20 protein-coding genes are annotated in these 17,855 nt (G+C 74.5%); 1 reads left to right on the forward strand and 19 read right to left on the reverse strand.

The features are described 5' to 3' along the window. The first annotated feature begins 230 nt into the window (after nt 1-230). The gene (locus ACZ3J7_RS05250) at nt 231-497 is read left to right on the forward strand and encodes a protealysin inhibitor emfourin (protein ID WP_465617033.1); all 267 of its coding nucleotides are present in this window, start codon (nt 231-233) and stop codon (nt 495-497) included. Between the two features lie 101 nt (nt 498-598). On the opposite strand, the gene ACZ3J7_RS05255 is transcribed toward ACZ3J7_RS05250, so the two are convergent. The 19 genes from ACZ3J7_RS05255 to dnaJ form a co-directional block, all read right to left on the reverse strand. Then, entirely contained in the window at nt 599-1,312 is a 714-nt protein-coding gene (locus ACZ3J7_RS05255) for an alpha/beta fold hydrolase (RefSeq protein ID WP_465617034.1), read from the reverse strand. A gap of 32 nt (nt 1,313-1,344) precedes the next feature. Further along, the gene (era, locus tag ACZ3J7_RS05260; RefSeq protein ID WP_465617035.1) at nt 1,345-2,274 is read right to left on the reverse strand and encodes a GTPase Era; all 930 of its coding nucleotides are present in this window, start codon (nt 2,272-2,274) and stop codon (nt 1,345-1,347) included. Between the two features lie 66 nt (nt 2,275-2,340). Continuing rightward, nucleotides 2,341-2,499 (reverse strand): hypothetical protein, encoded by a 159-nt coding sequence (locus tag ACZ3J7_RS05265; protein ID WP_465617037.1) that lies wholly within the window; start codon nt 2,497-2,499, stop codon nt 2,341-2,343. Between the two features lie 166 nt (nt 2,500-2,665). After that, nucleotides 2,666-3,019 (reverse strand): cytidine deaminase, encoded by a 354-nt coding sequence (locus ACZ3J7_RS05270; RefSeq protein ID WP_465617039.1) that lies wholly within the window; start codon nt 3,017-3,019, stop codon nt 2,666-2,668. 41 nt (nt 3,020-3,060) lie between these two features. Beyond that, nucleotides 3,061-4,050 carry an aldo/keto reductase gene (locus ACZ3J7_RS05275; RefSeq protein WP_465617041.1) on the reverse strand — a complete coding sequence of 330 codons (990 nt, stop codon included), beginning with the start codon at nt 4,048-4,050 and terminating at the stop codon, nt 3,061-3,063. Between the two features lie 99 nt (nt 4,051-4,149). Beyond that, nucleotides 4,150-4,689 carry a DUF4383 domain-containing protein gene (locus tag ACZ3J7_RS05280; protein WP_465617043.1) on the reverse strand — a complete coding sequence of 180 codons (540 nt, stop codon included), beginning with the start codon at nt 4,687-4,689 and terminating at the stop codon, nt 4,150-4,152. After that, the gene (locus ACZ3J7_RS05285; protein WP_465617044.1) at nt 4,686-4,928 is read right to left on the reverse strand and encodes a hypothetical protein; all 243 of its coding nucleotides are present in this window, start codon (nt 4,926-4,928) and stop codon (nt 4,686-4,688) included. Before ACZ3J7_RS05285 ends, ACZ3J7_RS05280 begins: the two co-directional genes overlap by 4 nt. Nucleotides 4,929-5,066: 138 nt before the next feature. After that, on the reverse strand, nt 5,067-6,395 hold the full coding sequence (locus tag ACZ3J7_RS05290) for a hemolysin family protein (protein WP_465617046.1): 1,329 nt from the start codon (nt 6,393-6,395) through the stop codon (nt 5,067-5,069). A gap of 13 nt (nt 6,396-6,408) precedes the next feature. After that, nucleotides 6,409-6,903, reverse strand: a complete 495-nt coding sequence (gene ybeY, locus ACZ3J7_RS05295; protein ID WP_014135684.1) for an rRNA maturation RNase YbeY — start codon at nt 6,901-6,903, stop codon at nt 6,409-6,411. Between the two features lie 14 nt (nt 6,904-6,917). Continuing rightward, nucleotides 6,918-7,928 (reverse strand): PhoH family protein, encoded by a 1,011-nt coding sequence (locus ACZ3J7_RS05300; protein ID WP_465617255.1) that lies wholly within the window; start codon nt 7,926-7,928, stop codon nt 6,918-6,920. A gap of 318 nt (nt 7,929-8,246) precedes the next feature. After that, on the reverse strand, nt 8,247-9,167 hold the full coding sequence (locus ACZ3J7_RS05305; RefSeq protein WP_465617048.1) for a ribonuclease Z: 921 nt from the start codon (nt 9,165-9,167) through the stop codon (nt 8,247-8,249). Between the two features lie 3 nt (nt 9,168-9,170). Next, entirely contained in the window at nt 9,171-9,524 is a 354-nt protein-coding gene (locus tag ACZ3J7_RS05310) for an HIT domain-containing protein (protein WP_465617049.1), read from the reverse strand. Between the two features lie 51 nt (nt 9,525-9,575). Then, a complete protein-coding gene (locus tag ACZ3J7_RS05315; protein ID WP_465617051.1) occupies nt 9,576-9,983 on the reverse strand; it encodes a hypothetical protein in 408 nt (135 codons plus the stop codon). A gap of 11 nt (nt 9,984-9,994) precedes the next feature. Beyond that, a complete protein-coding gene (locus ACZ3J7_RS05320) occupies nt 9,995-10,390 on the reverse strand; it encodes a hypothetical protein (RefSeq protein WP_465617053.1) in 396 nt (131 codons plus the stop codon). A gap of 37 nt (nt 10,391-10,427) precedes the next feature. Continuing rightward, complete coding sequence (locus tag ACZ3J7_RS05325) at nt 10,428-11,984, reverse strand: peptidoglycan-binding protein (protein WP_465617054.1); 1,557 nt, start codon at nt 11,982-11,984, stop codon at nt 10,428-10,430. 97 nt (nt 11,985-12,081) lie between these two features. Continuing rightward, a complete protein-coding gene (locus ACZ3J7_RS05330; protein WP_465617056.1) occupies nt 12,082-12,369 on the reverse strand; it encodes a WXG100 family type VII secretion target in 288 nt (95 codons plus the stop codon). Nucleotides 12,370-12,530: 161 nt separating this feature from the next. Then, nucleotides 12,531-15,734: a S41 family peptidase gene (locus ACZ3J7_RS05335; RefSeq protein ID WP_465617058.1), complete on the reverse strand. Its 3,204-nt coding sequence runs from the start codon at nt 15,732-15,734 to the stop codon at nt 12,531-12,533. Between the two features lie 81 nt (nt 15,735-15,815). Beyond that, a complete protein-coding gene (locus ACZ3J7_RS05340) occupies nt 15,816-16,559 on the reverse strand; it encodes a 16S rRNA (uracil(1498)-N(3))-methyltransferase (RefSeq protein ID WP_465617060.1) in 744 nt (247 codons plus the stop codon). 115 nt (nt 16,560-16,674) lie between these two features. Further along, on the reverse strand, nt 16,675-17,811 hold the full coding sequence (gene dnaJ, locus ACZ3J7_RS05345) for a molecular chaperone DnaJ (RefSeq protein ID WP_380236927.1): 1,137 nt from the start codon (nt 17,809-17,811) through the stop codon (nt 16,675-16,677). Nucleotides 17,812-17,855: the final 44 nt, after the last annotated feature.

Genomic DNA, 17,855 nt, shown 5'->3' on the forward strand with positions numbered 1-17,855 from the left:
CCGGATACGCATGATGCCGCCACTGTAACAAGACCGACCGGGCCGACGCAGTGAGGCCCGCCACGATCCCACCCACTGAGACGGGCCGGAGCCGGGCCGGGAACCGGGTCGAGGATCCGTCCTGGGCCCGTCCGCGGCCGGAAGTCCGGCCGGGCGGAAGGCGGCGGGCGCTGCGGGGAGTTGGTGAAAAGCCTCGGCAAATCCCTCCGGTGCGTAGCACACTGACAACCATGCGTATCCAGGTCACCCGCACCGGCGGGTTCGCCGGCCTGCTCCGGTATGCCGAGATGGACACCACGGAGCGCCCGGACGCCCCGCACGTGCACGCCCTGGCCCGGGAGGCGGTGGCCGGCGGGCTGCGCGCGCCCGCGTACGGCGTGCCCGACGGCTTCCACTACGAGATCACCGTCGACGGCCGCACCGTCCACTGCGCCGACCCGAAGCTCACCGAGTCCCAGCGCGAGCTGGTGAGCCTGGTGCTGCGCGAAGGCGCCTGAGCCCCGAGGACCCCGCGGGCCCGGCTCCCGGCTCCCGTCAGCCGACCCCGGGCCCGGGCCCGTGCTCCCGGCAGCCGGCAGCCGGCAACCTTCGGGACGGCTCAGATCCACCCGTCCAGCGAGGCGAGGAAGCCCGCCGGGTCGTCGCGGTGGATGCAGTGCCCGGCGCCCGGCACCGTGCGCACCAGGTAGCCGCGGCGGCGCAGTTCGGCGGCTTCCCGCTCCGTCACCAGGCCGCTCGGGTCGGCGAGCTGGACCAGCGAGGGGACGGGCGGGGGGCCCGGCAGGACGGACAGCTCGGGGTGCGCCCAGAGGCCGAGCGCGGTGTCGGTGTCCCAGCAGGCGAGGGCGGCGAGTTCGGCGTCCACGTCCTCGGCGGACCAGTCGGGGTGCATGGTGGTGATGAACTGCCTGGTCCCGAAGCGCTTGAAGCCGATGAACGGCTCCGGCCCGAGCCCGGGGCGCTCGTAGACGAAGGCGGGGTCGCTGTAGACCGCCCGGGCGGGCTTCAGCGCCTCGACGGCCCGCTGGAGCGCGAGGGCGCCCATCGAGTGGCCGATCGCCAGGTCCGCTCCGACCGGCAGGGTGTCGGCCAGGTCCCGGGCGAACTGCTCGGGCCCGTACCGCTCGGCGGGGGTGGTGCCGGTGCCGCGCGGGGAGGCGCCGTGGCCGCGCAGGTCCACGGCGAGCACCCGGTAGCCGCGCTCGGCGAGCGCGGGACCGATCACCCGCCAGGTGCGGTGGTCGGCCTGGATGCCGTGGACCAGCAGGGCGGTGCGGCCGCCCCGGCCCCACTCGTGGGTGTGCAGTTCCATCCGGCCCCGGCCCCTCCCCGCGCGACGCTCCGTCAGAAGCCGAGCTTACGCAGCTGCTTGGGGTCGCGCTGCCAGTCCTTGGCCACCTTGACGTGCAGGTCCAGGTAGACCGGGGTGCCCAGGAGCGCCTCGATCTGCTTGCGGGCGGTGGTGCCGACGTGCTTGAGCCGGGAGCCCTTGGCGCCGATCACGATGGCCTTCTGGCTCTGCCGCTCGATGTACACGTTGGCGTGGATGTCCAGCAGCGGGCGGTCGGCGGGACGGCCCTCGCGCGGGATCATCTCCTCGACCACCACGGCCAGCGAGTGCGGCAGCTCGTCGCGCACGCCCTCCAGCGCGGCCTCCCGGATCAGCTCGGCGACCATGGTCTGCTCGGGCTCGTCGGTGAGGTCGCCGTCCGGGTACAGCGGCATGCCCTCGGGCAGCAGCTTGGTCAGCAGCTCGGCCACCAGCTCGACCTGCTTGTCGCCGACGGCCGACACCGGGATGATCTCGGCCCACTCGATGCCGAGCTCGGCACCCAGCTGGTGGACGGCGATCAGCTGCTCGGCGAGCCGCTTGGAGTCGACCAGGTCGGTCTTGGTGACGATCGCGACCTTCGGGGTCTTGCGGATCTCGGCGAGCTCCTTGGCGATGAACTTGTCGCCGGGGCCGAGCTTCTGGTCGGCGGGGACGCAGAAGCCGATCACGTCGACCTCCGCCCAGGTGCTGCGGACCAGGTCGTTGAGGCGCTCGCCGAGGAGGGTGCGGGGCTTGTGCAGCCCGGGGGTGTCCACCAGGACGAGCTGCGAGTCGGGGCGGTGCACGATGCCGCGCACGGTGTGCCGGGTGGTCTGCGGGCGGTCGGAGGTGATCGCGACCTTCGTCCCGACCAGGGCGTTGGTCAGGGTCGACTTGCCCGCGTTGGGACGGCCGACGAAACACGCGAACCCGGAGCGGTACGGGGAGGAAGGGGCATTCATGGCACCCATTGTCCCCGATCCCCGGGGCCGCACCGGTCATCGGGCACCCGGACGGTCGGCGCGTGCTCAGCCGGCCTTCTTCCCGCCACCGGTGATCGCGCCGACCACCACGAGCGCCAGCAGGACCAGGGTGCCCCACAACCACCACGGGGAGCCGGTCTCGTGCCAGCGCCCGAAGCCCATGACACAGAGCAGCAGCCCGCAGAAGAACGCCGCGACGCCCATGTCCCCTCCCCCGCTCCCCGCCGGGACCGCACCCCGACCGGTGCGATTATCGCACCCGCAGGACTCGCAGAAAGGGCGGCCGAGGGCCTCCCCGGCCCCGCCCGCCCCACTCCGCCCCGCCCGACGCAGCTCCGCCGGCCCCCGTCCCGGCGGACGCCGGACGGCCTCACTCCGCCGCGACGGCCAGCTTCAGGGTCCCGTCCGGCCCGGCCAGCAGCACCGGCGTACCGGCCCCGCCCAGGTCCCGCACGGCGGCCAGGTCGTCCGCCGCCGGCGCGTCCGCCGCGGAGACCACCGCGGCCGCCTCCAGGCCCTTCGCCCCGCTCGCCACGGCCATCGCCACCGCCGTCCGCAGCGCGCTCAGCTGCAGCGACTCCAGGGCCACCGTCCCGGCCACGTACGTCCGCCCGGTCTCGTCCCGGACCGCCGCGCCCTCGGCCACGCCGTTGCGGGCGCGGGCCGAGCGGGCCAGCGTGATGATCTTCTTGTCCTCGGGGTCCAGCTCGGAAATCTCGGTCATGGCCCGAGCATAGGGGCTGGCCCCCCAGCGGCCGCCGCCGCTCAGTCCTTGAGCAGCGCCCCTTCGCCGGCCGGCGTGAACTCGGCGAGCGCGGCCCCGATCCGGGCCAGCGTCGCGGCGTCCAGCACCAGCTCCGCCGCCGCCTGGTTCTCCGCGATGTGCGCCGGGGTCCGGCTGCCCGGGATCGGCACCACGTGGTCGTCCTGGTGCAGCAGCCAGGCGAGCGCCAACTGGCCGGGGGTGACGCCGAGTTCCGCGGCGATCGCGCGCAGCGGGGCGTACCGGTCGTTGTTGGCGGCCAGGTTCTCGGCCGAGAAGCGGGCGTGGTGCTGCCGGAAGTCGCCCTCGCCGAGCTGCTGCACGGTGCCGGTCAGGAAGCCGCCGCCGAGCGGGCTCCAGGCGACCACGCCGATGCCCAGTTCGCGGGCGGCGGCCAGCAGCTCCGGGTCGATCGGCTGCCACATCGACCACTGGGTCTGCACCGCCGCCACCGGGTGCACCGCGTGCGCGGCCCGCAGCTGCGCGGCCGTCACGTTGGAGACGCCCAGGTGCCGGACCAGGCCGTCCGCGACCAGGTCGGCGACCGCGCCGACGGTGTCCTCGAACGGCACCTGCGGGTCCGGGAAGTGCGGGTAGTACAGGTCGATCACCTCGGTGCCGAGGTTGCGCAGCGACCGCTCCGCGTAGCCCCGGACGTACTTGGGCTCGCAGTTCACCGCCAGCTCGCCGAACGCGAAGTGCACCGGGAAGCGGTGCGCCTCGGCGCCCTCCGGCACCCGGAGGCCGAACTTGGTGGCGAGCACCACCTCGTCCCGGCGCTCCCGGACGGCCCGGCCGACCAGCTGTTCGTTGTGCCCGTCGGCGCCGTAGCCGTCCGCGGTGTCGATCATCCGGGCCCCGGCGTCGATCGCGGCCCGCAGCGCGTCCTGCCCGCGCTCCTCGTCGATCTCGCCGTACATGCCGGGCGAGAGCACCATCGCCCCGAACCCGACCGGCGAGCTGACCAGCGCTCCGAGCGTGCGCTCCGTCATCGTCGTTCCCCCTCCAAGCAGACTGCGGCCCAACGGACCTGACGGTCCGTCGGGCCATTGCGGTCATACTCTACGACGGGATGATCGGCTCGCTCCGGGTCAGTGCCCGGTCGGCTTCGGCGGGCCCGGGCGGAGCACCTTGACCAGGGCCGGCGGGCCGTTGGGCTGGTCGGCGGCCTTCGCGTGCCGCTCCTTCCAGTACGGGTTGTCCTGCGGGAGGTGGCTGCTGACCCGGCCGTACATGCCGAAGGTCAGGATCACGAAGCCGAACACGAAGCTGAAGATGACGTTGGAGATGTGGAAGGCGAGCCGGTTGGCGCTGGAGTCCAGCACCATCAGGCCGACGAAGCCGGCCAGCACGAACAGCGTGCCCACCGCCATGTTGACGTTCGAGGCGGTGTTGCCGCCGATCACCGCGCCCAGGATCAGGATCCCGCCGGCCACCAGCGACAGCACGCTGAGCGCCCCGTTGCTGGACAGGCCGAGCACCTCCTTGCCGGAGGTGTCCAGGAAGCCCGGGTGGGCCCCGGTCAGGCCGAGGATCCCGAACACCACCAGGAACAGCCCGCCCAGGCCGGCCCCGTAGCGGTAGACCGTGCCGAGCCGGTGGTCGACCGGGAGTTCGTCGTGCAGTCTCATCGGGTCCTCCCCGCGTGGTCGGACCGGAGGAACGGCACCTCGTGGAGGTACAGCGACCCGCACTGCTGGCAGCAGTGCAGCCCGGTGCCCCAGGCCTCCTCCGGCCTGCTCTCGGCGTCCGAGGCGATCTCGGCGCCGCACATGCCCTGCGAAGGGTCGACGGCACGGACCACGTGCCACCTGGCCACTCCGCCGGCCGGCCCGCTCGGGCCGTACTCCGCGCGCAGTAGATGTGCCATGTCTTCCACGGTGCGCACGCCCGGGGCGGCATCGCAAACGGGCCCCCGGCCGAACCGTCCCAACCGGCGGCACCGATTGGGACGGTTCGTCCAGGGGCCCGTCCAGGGGCCGTGCGGGCGGCCCGCGGCCCGGGGTCCCTAGGAGGCGGCCTCCTCGGCCGGCTCCTCGCTCTCCTCGGCGACCCGCACCGGGGCGGCCACCACGGTGCCGATCCGGTTGCGCCGGCCCGCCGAGCTCTCCGCGGTCAGGCTGATCGCGGCCAGCCCGCTGCCCTCCTGCACCGGCACCTCGCAGGAGGAGCCGGGGATGGGCACCCGGCCCAGGCACTTGGCGAGCAGCCCGCCGACGGTCTCGACGTCCTCGTCGTCCAGCTCGATGCCGAACAGCTCGCCGAGGTTCTCCACGGTGAGCCGGGCGGTGATCCGGTACGAGCCGTCGCCGAGGTCCTCGACCGGGGCGATCTCCCGGTCGTACTCGTCGGTGATCTCGCCGACGATCTCCTCCAGGATGTCCTCGATGGTGACCAGTCCGGCGGTGCCGCCGTACTCGTCGATCACGATCGCGACGTGCGAGCGCATCTGCTGCATCTCGCGCAGCAGGTCGGCGGCGGGCTTGGAGTCGGGGACGAACACCGCCGGGCGCATCACCGAGTCGACCTGCTCGGACTCGGCGTCCCGGTTGATGTGGGTGCGGCGGACCAGGTCCTTGAGGTAGACGATGCCGACCACGTCGTCCTCGTTGTCGCCGACCACCGGGATCCGCGAGAAGCCGGAGCGCAGCGCCAGGGTCAGGGTCTGCCGGACGGTCTTGTGCCGCTCGATCATCACCAGGTCGGTGCGCGGCACCATCACCTCGCGGACGATGGTGTCGCCCAGCTCGAAGACCGAGTGCACCATCCGGCGCTCCTCGTCCTCGATCAGGTCGTCCTTCTCGGCCAGGTCGACCAGCGCCCGCAGCTCGGCCTCGGAGGCGAACGGACCCTCCTTGTAGCCCTTGCCGGGCGTCAGCGCGTTGCCCAGCAGGATCAGCAGCCGCGGGATCGGCCCGAGGATCCGGGCCAGCGGCAGCAGCACGTAGGACGCGGCGGTGACGGTGCTCAGCGGGTGCTGGCGGCCGATCGTGCGCGGGGAGACCCCGACCGCCACGAAGGACACCAGCACCATCACGCCGAACGCCACCAGCACGGCCTGCCAGGTCTGCTGGAAGCCGCGCACGCACACCACGGTGACCAGCACCGCGGCGCCCATCTCACTGGCGACCCGGATCAGCGTCGCCAGGTTCAGGTAGCGGATGTTGTCGGAGGCCAGGGTCAGCAGCCGGTCGGAGCCGCGCCGCCCGGAGCGGACCGCCTCCTCCGCCCGGAACCGGGACATCCGGGAGATGCCCGCCTCGGCGCACGCCGCCAGCCAGCCCAGGCCGACCAGCGCCAGCGCGCCGATCAGGAAACTCGTACTCTCACCACTCACAGCGGGCCGGCCCTCAGTGGACGGTCGGCGCGGGCGACAGGCCGGACAGGCCGCGGCCGGCCCGCCAGTCGTCCAGGATCCGCTTCTGCAGCGCGAACATCTCGCGCTCCTCGTCGGGCTCCTCGTGGTCGTAGCCGAGCACGTGCAGCACCCCGTGGACGGTGAGCAGCTGCAGCTCCTCGTCCATCGAGTGCTTGGTGGGGGCGGCCAGGCCCTGCTCCTTCGCCACCTCGGGGCAGAGCACGATGTCGCCGAGCAGGCCCTCGGGCAGGTCCTCGCCCTCCTTGCCCGGACGCAGCTCGTCCATCGGGAAGGACATCACGTCGGTCGGTCCTGGCAGGTCCATCCACTGGACGTGCAGCTCCGCCATCGACTCGCTGTCGTAGAGGATCACGGAGAGCTCGGACTGCGGATGGATCCGCATCTTGTCGAGGGCGTAGCGGGCGACGTCGAGGATGGACTCCTCGTCGACGTCCCACCCGGACTCGTTGGCGATGTCGATCGACATGGAGGGCTCGGTACTCAGCTTTCGGTGCGATGGGACTGTCGGGGCGCCCGGGCGCCCCGCCGTTGGACGGGTTTGCGGTCGCCGGACTCCTCGGCCTCCTGCCGGGCGTCCCAGCGTTCGTACGCATCCACGATGCGGCCGACCAGCTTGTGACGCACCACGTCGGTGCTGGTCAGCACCGAGAAGTGGATGTCCGGTACGTCGGCGAGGATCTCCTGGACCACCTTGAGGCCGGAGCGGGTGCCGCCCGGCAGGTCGATCTGGCTGGTGTCGCCGGTCACGACCACCCGGGAGTTGAAGCCCAGGCGGGTCAGGAACATCTTCATCTGCTCGGGCGAGGTGTTCTGCGCCTCGTCCAGGATGATGAAGGCGTCGTTCAGGGTGCGGCCGCGCATGTAGGCGAGCGGGGCCACCTCGATGGTGCCCGCCGCCATCAGCCGCGGGATCGAGTCGGGGTCCATCATGTCGTGCAGCGCGTCGTAGAGCGGGCGCAGGTACGGGTCGATCTTCTCGTAGAGGGTGCCGGGCAGGAAGCCCAGCCGCTCCCCCGCCTCGACGGCCGGCCGGGTCAGGATGATCCGGTTGACCTCCTTGGCCTGCAGCGCCTGCACGGCCTTGGCCATCGCCAGGTAGGTCTTGCCGGTGCCGGCCGGGCCGAGGCCGAAGACGATGGTGTGCTTGTCGATCGCGTCGACGTAGCGCTGCTGGTTGAGCGTCTTGGGGCGGATGGTGCGCCCCCGGTTGGACAGGATGTTCGCCGTGAACACCTCGGACGGGGCCGGGTGGGCCGGGTCCTCGGCGGCACTCCTGAGCATGGTGATGGAGCGCTCCACGGCGTCCTCCGTCAGGGGTTGGCCGGTGCGCAGCACCAGCATCATCTCGGTGAAGAGCTGCTTGACGAGCGCGACCTCGGCGGGAGAGCCGGTGGCCGTCACCTCGTTTCCGCGGACGTGGATGTCGGCCCCCGGGAAGCCTCCCTCGATCACTCGCAGGAGCGAGTCGGCCGCGCCCAGCAGGGTGACCATCGGGTGCTTCTCCGGAATGACGATCCGGGTGCTGGTGGACGCCTCGTCGGGGCGTCGCTGTCCGTCGGTGCGGGTCTGCGGTGTGTCACTCATGGGTCGGCGCTGCGGCCTGCCTCATCCCCATCCGTCGTGTCGTGTGGCCTCGGGCTCTCCGGGTCACCAGGGTACGCCGCGCGGGTGTCCGCCGGAGCGGCGCGGCGGCTTCGATGGTGGGCTCTCCCGCTCCGATGCGCGAGCGGTTTTTCCCCGGGTCCCGGTCCCGGGCGCGGCCCCGGGGCGCGGTCGGCGGCGTCCGGCCGGCGGCGCGGCGGCGCGCGCTCAACGGCGCGGCGGGACGGGGACGCGGGCCAGGTCCTCGGCGACCGCGATCTCGCCGTCGAAGTGCTTGGCGGCCTCGGCGAGGTGGCCGGCCAGGTCGGGGTAGCGCTGCGAGAAGTGGGTGAGCACCAGCGTGCGGACCCCGGTCTCGGCGGCCACCCGGGCGGCCTGCGCGGCGGTCAGGTGGCCGTGCTCCTCGGCGAGCCCGGCGTCCTGGTCGAGGAAGGTCGCCTCGATCACCAGCAGGTCGGCGCCGTCGGCGAGTTCGTAGACCCCGTCGCAGAGCCGGGTGTCCATCACGAAGGCGAACCGCTGGCCCGGCCGCACCTCGCCGACCTGTTCGGCGGTGACCGTCCGCCCGTCGTCCAGGGTGACCCGGCCGGTGCGCTGCAGCACGCCCACGGCGGGCCCGCGCAGGCCGAGTTCGCGCAGCTTCTCGGGCCGCAGCCGGAACCCGTCCGGTTCGGTGAGCCGGTAGCCGAACGACTCCACCGGGTGCGAGAGCCGGGCCGCGGCCAGCGCGAACGGGGCGTCCGGCGCGGGCAGCGGGCCGGGGCCGGTGACCGGGTGCTCCCGGATGTCGGCCGTCGCGTGGTAGGCGCTGGCGTGCCGCAGCCGGTCGAAGAACGCCTGTCCGGAGGCCGGGTAGTAGGCGTCCACCGGGTGCGGCACCCGGTCCAGGTTGATCCGCTGCACCACGCCGGGCAGGCCCAGGCAGTGGTCGCCGTGGAAGTGCGAGACCGCGATCCGGGTGATCCCGGTGGCGCTCACCCCGGCGTGCAGCATCTGCCGCTGGGTGCCCTCCCCCGGGTCGAACAGCAGCCCCTCGCCGTCCCAGCGCAGCAGGTACCCGTTGTGGTTCCGGTGCCGGGTCGGCACCTGGCTGGCGGTGCCCAGGACGACCAGCTCACGCTGCGACAACGCTCAGACCAGCCCCTCGGTGAGCGGCTTGCCGCCCAGCACGTGCACGTGCGCGTGGAACACCGTCTGCCCGGCCTCCGCGCCGGTGTTGAAGATCAGCCGGTACGAGGACAGGCCCTCGCCCGCCGCCGCGCCGCCCGCCTCGGTGAGCAGCTCGGCCGCGGTCTCCGGTTCGGCGGCGGCGAGTTCGGCCGCGTCGGCGTGGTGCACCCGCGGGATGACCAGCAGGTGGGTGGGCGCCTGCGGGTTGATGTCCCGGAAGGTGAGGGTCCGTTCGGTCTCGCGCACCACGGTCGCCGGGATGCCTCCCGACACGATCTTGCAGAACACACAGTCCGCCTGCGGCTCGCCGGCCATCTCCCGCGTCCCTTCCTGGATCCCGTCACTGGTGCCACGACCTTACCGCCGTCAGCGCACCACGATCCGGTAGGTCCGGCGTTCGCGGAACCCGTCGTCCACGCTCCACCGGCAGTGCTCGCAGTTGTCGACCGTCAGCTCGGTGGTGCCGCGGCCCTTCGCCCTGAACACCAGGTAGAGCTCGCCGGCGTAGCCGGCCCGGTCGGGGTCGCCGTGGGTCCGGTCGACCCCGGTGAAGACCGCGACCGCCGGGTCGGGCGGGGGCTGCGCCGGCCGGTGGTCCGTCCCCGGGTCCACGGACAGCGACCAGTGCAGCGAGAACACCTGGCCGCGCTGGACCACGATCACCCGGGCGTCCGAGGCGAACACCCTCCCGTGGTTGACCTGCCAGCGCGGCCCCCAGACCGGCGCCACCAGCACCACCAGCACCGACGCCCAGGCGACCCGGCCCCTCGTCACCCGCCGGACCCTCACGCGCGGCGGCTCAGGTGGCGCAGTTCGAGCAGCGCGGCGACCGCGGCGAGCCAGTCGGCGACCAGTGCCCCGGCGGCCACGTCGTCGGGGTCCAGCACCGCGCCGGCCGCGTGCAGCCAGTCCTCGGCGAGTTCGGCCGCGCCGGGGCCGACCAGCGGTTCCGGCAGGGCGGCGGCGGCCCGCAGCCCGGTGGCCCGGACCACCTCGGAGAGGTAGCCGACGGCGTGCGGGGGCACCTCGCACGCCTCGGCCGCGAGCGCGGCGGCCACCGCGCCGTCGGCGAACAGCGCGCGCCGGCGCGGGCCGTCCAGGGGCAGGCCGAGGCGCAGCAGCGCGGGCACGTCCAGGGCGGCGAGTTCGGCGTCGGTCCGGCCGGACGGGGGGCTGGTCATGGGTGCTCTCTGTTCGCTTCGGGACGGGCGGCGGGGGTCACTTCGGGAGGCGGACGCTGGTGGCGGTCCTCATCGGGGGCGGCTGGTCGAGCGCGTTGTCCATGTGGTCGTTGACGAAGTCGTCCTCGGTGATCCAGGTGGTGTAGCCCCACGGGTTGTAGACCTGGAGCCGGTCGCCGTCGTGCCCGATGATCATCAGCGCGTGCCCCTCCTCGTCGCCCCGGATGGTCACGGGGACGGGCCTGCCCTCGTCCACGGCCTTCTCCACGTCGACCAGCACGTCCCGCCGCTCGTCCCGGCCGCCGAGCGGGACGTTGCGGTAGTCGGTGCCGGTGCGCGCCCCGACCTCCGCGCTCACCACGTCCCGGGACTGCTCGTCGCTCAGGCCCTCCTTCCCGACCAGCGGCAGGTCCTGGTACCACTCCCGGCTGCCGTCGTAGATCCGGTCCTGCTCGGCCCTGAACCGCTCGGTGAAGGCCGCCGCGCTCTCGGACCGCGGGTCGCCGGGGCGGCCGCCGGTGGTGAGGTGGAACGCGTACACCGGGTCGGCCGCGGCCCGTGCCGTCACGGTGGACGCCGCCACGCAGGTGTTGCCGTGCTGGGCCCACCCGGCGCCCATGAAGTCCTGCGTCTCCAGGTGGTCGATGCCGGTGCGGGGGGACGGGTCGTGCCGGGTCGGGCTCAGGTGCCGGTCCAGCCAGGCCCGGTCGGCGCCGTGCTCGTGGATCCGCGCGCCGAACGCGGCGACCTCGTCCACGCCGTGGCCGGCCGCGAGCGCCTTCAGCAGGTAGGCGCGCTCCTCCGGGGACCTGGCGCCGGCCAGCAGGGCGTTCAGCCGCTGCCGGTCCTCGGGGCCGAGCCGTTCCAGGAACTGGCCGGCCCGGGTGGCGTCGGTCGCGCTGAGGATCCGGTTCAGGTCGGCGAAGCCCCCGGCGTCGGTGAGCACCAGGCGGTCGGTGGCGCTCAGGCCGCCGCCCCGCAGCCGGGCGGCCTCGGCCTGGGCGGCGAGCCGGTTGAGCTCGCTCGCGGCGCGGTGGCCGGCCTCCTCGGCGCGCACGGCCGCGTTCAGCATCAGGCCGATCGCGTACCGGGCCTCCGCCTTGGCCTCGTGCATCTTGTCGTCGTCCCAGTGCGCCGGGTCCGGCAGGCCGCCGACGGTGGTGATGTCCGCCAGCAGGTCGGCGGCCCGGGACAGCGAGCCGTCCGCCCGGGCGTGGGTGGCCTGGGCCTGCGCCAGGACGTCGCAGAGTTCGACCAGGACGCGGCCGGCCCGGGTGAAGTCCTCGGTCATCCGGTCCAGGTCGTGCGCGGCGGCGGTGACGGCCTCGGCGGCCTTCTCGCCGACCTGCCCGGTCCAGACGTCCGGGAGCCGGCTCCGGGCGACGTCGGCGACCTCGGCCCGGACGCTGTCGACCTGTCCGGACATCGCGGCGAAGTCCCGGCCGAGCCGGTCGATCGTCCCGGGCACGCCCGCGGGCGCCGACAGCCGGGCGGCGGCCCGGACGGCGTCCCGCAGGTCCCCGGCGCCCCACATCCCGTGGGCGCGCTCGATGGCGCGGCCGAGCTTCTCGACCTGCTCGCGTTGCGTCGACATCGCCGTGCCGCCTCCCCCTTCAGCCGGGCCGGACGAACCCCTCCCCGCCGCGGGACCCACCGGCCCCGGCGGGCCCCGCAGGCCCTCCGCGGGCCCCTCAGCCGGCCGACCGGCCGGCCGCTCCGGCCAGTTCGTCGTCGGTGCTGCGGTAGTTCTCCGCGCTGCGCCGCACCTTCTCGGCGAGTTCGCGCAGCGCCTGGACGTCCAGCCGCCACTCGTCCAGCCAGGAGGTGAAGAAGTTGCCGGCCGCCTCGGGGACGCCGTAGTCGCCGAAGTAGTCCCGGCTGAAGTCCGGTGGGCCCCGGAACCTGCCGCCGGCCGACTCCAGGTCGTCCCCGGCCCGGTCCAGCTTCCGGCCGCACTCCGCCAGCGCCTCGTGGTCCACGCTGAAATCCGGTGCCCCCAACGCTCCCCCCTCGGCCGTCACTGCGTGCACCCTAGCGACAACGGGGCGGCACCGGAAGGACGCGACGGGAAACCGGCCGCCCGTCGGGCGGCCGGTCGTTCGCAGACGGTTGATCTCCCGGCGTCAACCGCGCCGGGCCGCTACCCGACCGGGGGCGCGGTCTTCGCCGGGGTCCGCTCCAGCGACTCCAGCGCCAGCCGAACGGCGGTCTCCAGCTGCGGGTCCCGCCCGGCCGCCCAGTCCTGCGGGGCGATCGGGACCTCGACGTCGGGGGTGACGCCGTGGTTCTCCAGCCGCCAGCCGTAGCCCTCGATCCAGTACGAGTACTTGGGCTGGGTCACCAGCGTCCCGTCGACCAGCGCGTACTTGCTGTCGATGCCGATCACGCCGCCCCAGGTGCGGGTGCCGACCACCGGGCCGATGCCGAGCGCCTGGATCGCGGCGTTGACGATGTCGCCGTCGGAGCCGGAGAACTCGTTGGCGAGCGCGACCACCGGGCCGCGCGGGGCGTCGCCGGGGTACGGCTCGGGGTTGGCGAGGTCGCGGCCGTGGTTCCAGCCGACGATCCGGCGGGCCAGCTTCTCGACGATCAGCTGCGAGGTGTGGCCGCCCCGGTTCTCCCGCAGGTCGATCACCAGGCCCTCCCGGGACATCTCGAACCGCAGGTCGCGGTGGAGCTGCGCCCAGCCGGCGCTCTGCATGTCGGGCACATGCAGGTAGCCGAGCCGCCCGCCGGACCGCTCGCGGACGGCGGCCCGCCGCCCGGCCACCCAGTCGTGGTAGCGCAGCGCCTCCTCGTCGGCGAGCGGCACCACGACGGGGTGCCGCACGCCGCCGTCCCGGCCGCTGACGGTCAGTTCGACCGGGCGGTCCGCGGTGCCGGCCAGCAGCGGGGCGGGGCCGGTGACCGGGTCGACCGGGCGGCCGTCGACCGCGAGCAGCGCGTCGCCGGGGCGGACCGCCGCGCCGGGGGCGGCCAGCGGGGAGCGGGCCCGCGGGTCGGAGGACTCGCCGGGCAGCACCCGGGCCACCCGCCACACCTCCCCGTCGCGCACCAGGTCCGCGCCGAGCAGGCCCTGCTGCCGGGCGGACTCGGTGCCGCGGCCGGGCGGCAGCACGTACGCGTGCGAGGTGCCGAGCTCGCCGACCGTCTCCCAGAGCAGGTCGACCAGGTCGGAGTGGCTGCCGAGCCGGTCCACCAGCGGCCGGTAGCGCTCCAGCACGCCGGCCCAGTCGACGCCGTTCAGGTCGGCCCGCCAGAAGTTGTCGCGCATCAGGCGGCCGTTCTCGTCGAACATCTGCCGCCACTCGGCGGCCGGGTCGACGGTGACCCGGACCCGCTCCAGGTCGACGTCCGCCTCCTCGTCCTCGCCGGCCTTCTGGTCGGCGGGCACGATCCGCAGCGAGCCGTCGTCCAGCACGGCCAGCCGGGTGCCGTCCCCGCTGACCGCGAACGCGTCAACGCCGGAGAGCAGTTCCTCGGTCCGGCGCTTCCCCAGGTCGAACCGCTCCAGCGCGGTGCGGGCCGGCTCGTCGTCCAACGAGGCGGCGCTGTCGCCGAGTTCGCCGCTGAACGGGTACCTGGTCCAGAGCACCCCGCCCTTCGCGGCCCGCAGCACCCCGAACCGGCCCGCCTCCACCGGGAACGGCACGATCCGGTCGGCGAGGCCCTCCAGGTCGACCCGGGTGGTCGGCACCGCCGAGGCGTCCTTCTCGCCCTCCTTGGCGTCCTCCTCCTCACCGCCCGCCGGCCGGCCCCCGCGCTGCGGGCCGAACGGCGACGGGGTCTCGGCGGCCAGCGTCAGCAGGTACGGGCGGGTGCCGCCGGGGAACGACAGGTCGAAGGCGTGCTGGTCGTACACCGGGTCGAAGGTCCGCACCGAGAGGAACGCCAGGTGCCTGCCGTCCGCGGTGAAGGCCGGCGAGTAGTCGTGGAAGCGCTGCGGGGTGGCCTCGCTGACGGTGCGCGAGGTCAGGTCGGCCAGCATGACCTGCCGCAGCGACCACGGGCCGAGCACCGGCTGCGACCAGGCCAGCCACGCCGAGTCGGGGCTGAACACCAGCCCGCTGACCTCGCCGTCGCCGCTGCGCGCCAGTTCGTTGACCGCGCCGTCGCCGAGCGCCACCAGCAGCACCCGGCCGTCGTGCGCGGCCACCGCGAGCTGCCGGCCGTCCGGCGAGACCACCAGCGCGCGGACCCGGCCGAGCCGCCCGGCCGCCAGCCGCCGCCGCTCCGCGCCGAGCACCTCGGGGGCGTACTCCAGCGCGTCGTCGCCCTCGGCGTCGGTGACCCACACCGCGCCCTGCGCGCCGTCCTCGCCCGGGACGACCCGGGCCAGCCGGTTGCGCACCCCGGGCGTCTCGTCCAGCACCCGGGCCGGGCCGTCCCGGTGGGTGACCCAGTGCACGGTGCCGCGCACCACCACGGCCGCGGCCCGGCCGGTGCGGTCGGGGGCGGCGGTCTCCACCTGCCCGGCGGCGGGCGTCGGGTGCGGGTGGCGCCGGGTCCGCGGCCCGGCCGGGGCGACGTCCAGCCGGCGCGGTTCGGCGCCGTCCAGGTCGTCCAGCAGCCACAGCTCGCCGGCCCGCTGCCAGACCACCCGGGTGCCGTCGGTGGAGGCCTGCCGGGCGTAGAAGCCGTCCCCGGCCGGGCCGTGCGCCCGCAGGTCGGAGCCGTCCGGGAGGCTGGAGTACAGCCGCCCGGTGCCCTCGTGGTCGGACAGGAAGGCGACCCGGTCGCCGACCCACATCGGGCACTCCAGCTGCCCGTCCAGGTCGGCGTGCAGGCGCTCGAACCCGGCGGCGCCGATCCACAGCTTCCCGGCCCGGCCGCCCCGGTAGCGCTTCCAGTGCGCGGCCTCCCGGTTGTGGGTGCCCAGCAGCACCCGGCCGCCGCCGGCGCCCTCCGGCACCGGCTCGAACGCCAGCGCGCCGATCGGCCCGTACGGCAGCCGCTCCGGCTCCCCGCCGTCCAGCGGCAGCGCGAACGCCCAGGTCCGCCGGATCGTCTCCTGCCCGGCGGCGGTGATCGCCACCGGCCGCCCGTCCGCGGTCCACCCCACCAGCGCGGTGTGCGGGTTCCCCCAGTACGTCAGCCGCCGGGCCGGCCCGCCCTCCACCGCCCCGACGTGCACCTCCGGCGCGCCGTCCCGGGTCGAGGTCCACGCCAGCGAGCGCCCGTCCGGCGAGAACCGCAGCGCCCCCACGGGCGCCCGGTCCGCCGTCGACCGCCAGGCCCGCCCGCCCTCCAGCGGCGCCAGCCAGACGTCGTCCTCGGCGACGAAGGCCACGACGTCGCCATGCAGGTGGGGGTGGCGCAGGTAGCCGCGCGTCGATTCGGTCATCCTGCCACCCTAGGCCGCGCGGCTCACGGAGCGTCAGAGGTTGCAGGACCACGCACCTTCCGGTTCCGGCACCCGCGGCCGCTACCCCCAGCGCCCCGTGCGCCCCAGCAGCAGCGCGCCGGCCGCGACGCCCGCCGTGGAGGTGCGCAGGACGGACGGGCCGAGGCGGTACGGCGCGGCGCCGGCCTCCGCGAAGGCGGCGATCTCGTCCGGGGAGACGCCCCCCTCGGGCCCGACCACCAGGACGATCTCGCCGGCCGCCGGGAGCGCCGCGGTGGCCAGCGGCAGCGAGCCCTCCTCGTGCAGGACGGCGGCGAAGTCCGCGGCGGCGAGCAGCGGCAGCAGCTGCCGGGTGGTGAGCGGGTCGCCGACCTCGGGGAAGCGCAGCCGCCGGGCCTGCTTGCCGGCCTCGCGCGCGGTGGCCCGCCACTTGGCGAGCGCCTTGGCGCCGCGCTCGCCCTTCCACTGGGTGATGCAGCGGGAGGCCGCCCAGGGCACGATCGCGTCGACGCCGGCCTCGGTCATGGTCTCGACGGCGAGCTCGCCCCGGTCGCCCTTGGGCAGCGCCTGGACGACGGTGATCCGGGGCGCGGGGGCGGGCTCCTCGCGGACGGCGCCGACCAGCACGTCGAGGGCGTCCTTGCCGTGCAGCGCGCCGACGGTGCCGTCCGCGCCGAGGCCGCGGCCGTCGGCGAGGGTGAGCGCCTCGCCGGGCTGGAGGCGTTTGACGGCGACGGCGTGCCGGCCCTCGGCGCCGTCGAGGCGGACGGTCGTGCCGGGGGCGGCCCCCGTCAGGTCGTCGACGACGAACACGGGTGCGGTCATCGGTGCTGCGGTCCTCTCGGCAGGAGCCCGGGGAGCCGGGCGGAGAAAGGGACCGGGCCGGGAACGGCGGGGGCGCGCGGCCCCCGCACCGTTCCCGGCCCGGGTCGTACGGGTCTCACCGGCCGTTGAAGGCGTCCTTCAGCCGGGAGAACAGGCCCTGCTGGCCGGGCGCGAACTGCCCGGAGGGACGCTCCTCGCCGCGCAGCATGGCGAGCCGGCGCAGCAGCTCCTCCTGCTCCGGGTCGAGCTTGGTGGGCGTCTGCACCTCGACGTGCACTATCAGGTCGCCCCGGCCGCCGCCGCGCAGGTGGGTGATGCCGCGGCCGTGCAGCGGGATCGACTGGCCGGACTGGGTGCCGGGCCGGATGTCGACCTCCTCCAGGCCGTCCAGGGTCTGCAGCGGCACCTGGGTGCCGAGCGACGCGGCGGTCATCGGGATGGTGACGGTGCAGTGCAGGTCGTCCCCGCGCCGCTGGAAGGTCGGGTGGCTGGTCTCGGCGATCTCGACGTACAGGTCGCCGGCCGGGCCGCCGCCGGGGCCGACCTCGCCCTCGCCGGCCAGCTGGATCCGGGTGCCGTTGTCGACGCCGGCCGGGATCTTGACGGTGAGGGTGCGGCGGGCGCGGACCCGGCCGTCGCCGGCGCACTCGGGGCACGGGGTCGGGACGACGGTGCCGAAGCCCTGGCACTGCGGGCAGGGGCGGGAGGTCATGACCTGGCCCAGGAAGGACCGGGTGACCTGGGAGACCTCGCCCTTGCCGCGGCACATGTCGCAGGTCTGCGCGGAGGTGCCGGGCGCGGCGCCCTCGCCGCTGCAGGTGGTGCAGGTGACGGCGGTGTCGACCTGGAGCTCCTTGGTGGTGCCGAACGCGGCCTCCTCCAGGGTGATCTCCAGCCGGATCATCGCGTCCTGGCCGCGCCGGGTGCGCGAGCGCGGGCCGCGCTGGCCGGTCGCGGCGCCGAAGAAGGCGTCCATGATGTCGGAGAAGCCGAACCCGGCCGCTCCGGCGCCGAAGCCGCCCCCGCCGCCGCCGGGCGACAGCGGGTCGCCCCCGAGGTCGTAGACCTGACGCTTCTGCGGGTCGGAGAGCACCTCGTAGGCGGCGTTGATCTCCTTGAACCGCTCCTGCGTCTTCGGGTCCGGGTTGACGTCCGGGTGCAGTTCACGGGCGAGGCGCCGGAACGCCTTCTTGATCTCGTCCTGCCCCGCGTCGCGTCGGACGCCGAGTACCGCGTAGTAGTCCGTGGCCACCAAATGCTCCGCTTTGTTCCGCCTCTTGAAGTGCCTGCGACAGC

This window comes from Kitasatospora sp. NPDC015121, assembly GCF_055562955.1.

Bases quoted from the DNA above. Each gene is read 5' to 3' on its own strand.
- ACZ3J7_RS05325 (WP_465617054.1), bottom strand. From the start codon at position 11,984: ATGTCGACGCAACGCGAGCAGGTCGAGAAGCTCGGCCGCGCCATCGAG.
- ACZ3J7_RS05335 (WP_465617058.1), bottom strand. From the start codon at position 15,734: ATGACCGAATCGACGCGCGGCTACCTGCGCCACCCCCACCTGCATGGC.
- ACZ3J7_RS05275 (WP_465617041.1), bottom strand. From the start codon at position 4,050: ATGACGGAGCGCACGCTCGGAGCGCTGGTCAGCTCGCCGGTCGGGTTC.
- ACZ3J7_RS05265 (WP_465617037.1), bottom strand. From the start codon at position 2,499: ATGGGCGTCGCGGCGTTCTTCTGCGGGCTGCTGCTCTGTGTCATGGGC.
- ACZ3J7_RS05255 (WP_465617034.1), bottom strand. From the start codon at position 1,312: ATGGAACTGCACACCCACGAGTGGGGCCGGGGCGGCCGCACCGCCCTG.
- ACZ3J7_RS05285 (WP_465617044.1), bottom strand. From the start codon at position 4,928: ATGGCACATCTACTGCGCGCGGAGTACGGCCCGAGCGGGCCGGCCGGC.
- ACZ3J7_RS05280 (WP_465617043.1), bottom strand. From the start codon at position 4,689: ATGAGACTGCACGACGAACTCCCGGTCGACCACCGGCTCGGCACGGTC.
- ACZ3J7_RS05340 (WP_465617060.1), bottom strand. From the start codon at position 16,559: ATGACCGCACCCGTGTTCGTCGTCGACGACCTGACGGGGGCCGCCCCC.
- era (WP_465617035.1), bottom strand. From the start codon at position 2,274: ATGAATGCCCCTTCCTCCCCGTACCGCTCCGGGTTCGCGTGTTTCGTC.
- ybeY (WP_014135684.1), bottom strand. From the start codon at position 6,903: ATGTCGATCGACATCGCCAACGAGTCCGGGTGGGACGTCGACGAGGAG.
- ACZ3J7_RS05270 (WP_465617039.1), bottom strand. From the start codon at position 3,019: ATGACCGAGATTTCCGAGCTGGACCCCGAGGACAAGAAGATCATCACG.
- ACZ3J7_RS05310 (WP_465617049.1), bottom strand. From the start codon at position 9,524: ATGGCCGGCGAGCCGCAGGCGGACTGTGTGTTCTGCAAGATCGTGTCG.
- ACZ3J7_RS05320 (WP_465617053.1), bottom strand. From the start codon at position 10,390: ATGACCAGCCCCCCGTCCGGCCGGACCGACGCCGAACTCGCCGCCCTG.
- ACZ3J7_RS05250 (WP_465617033.1), top strand. From the start codon at position 231: ATGCGTATCCAGGTCACCCGCACCGGCGGGTTCGCCGGCCTGCTCCGG.
- ACZ3J7_RS05300 (WP_465617255.1), bottom strand. From the start codon at position 7,928: ATGGTCACCCTGCTGGGCGCGGCCGACTCGCTCCTGCGAGTGATCGAG.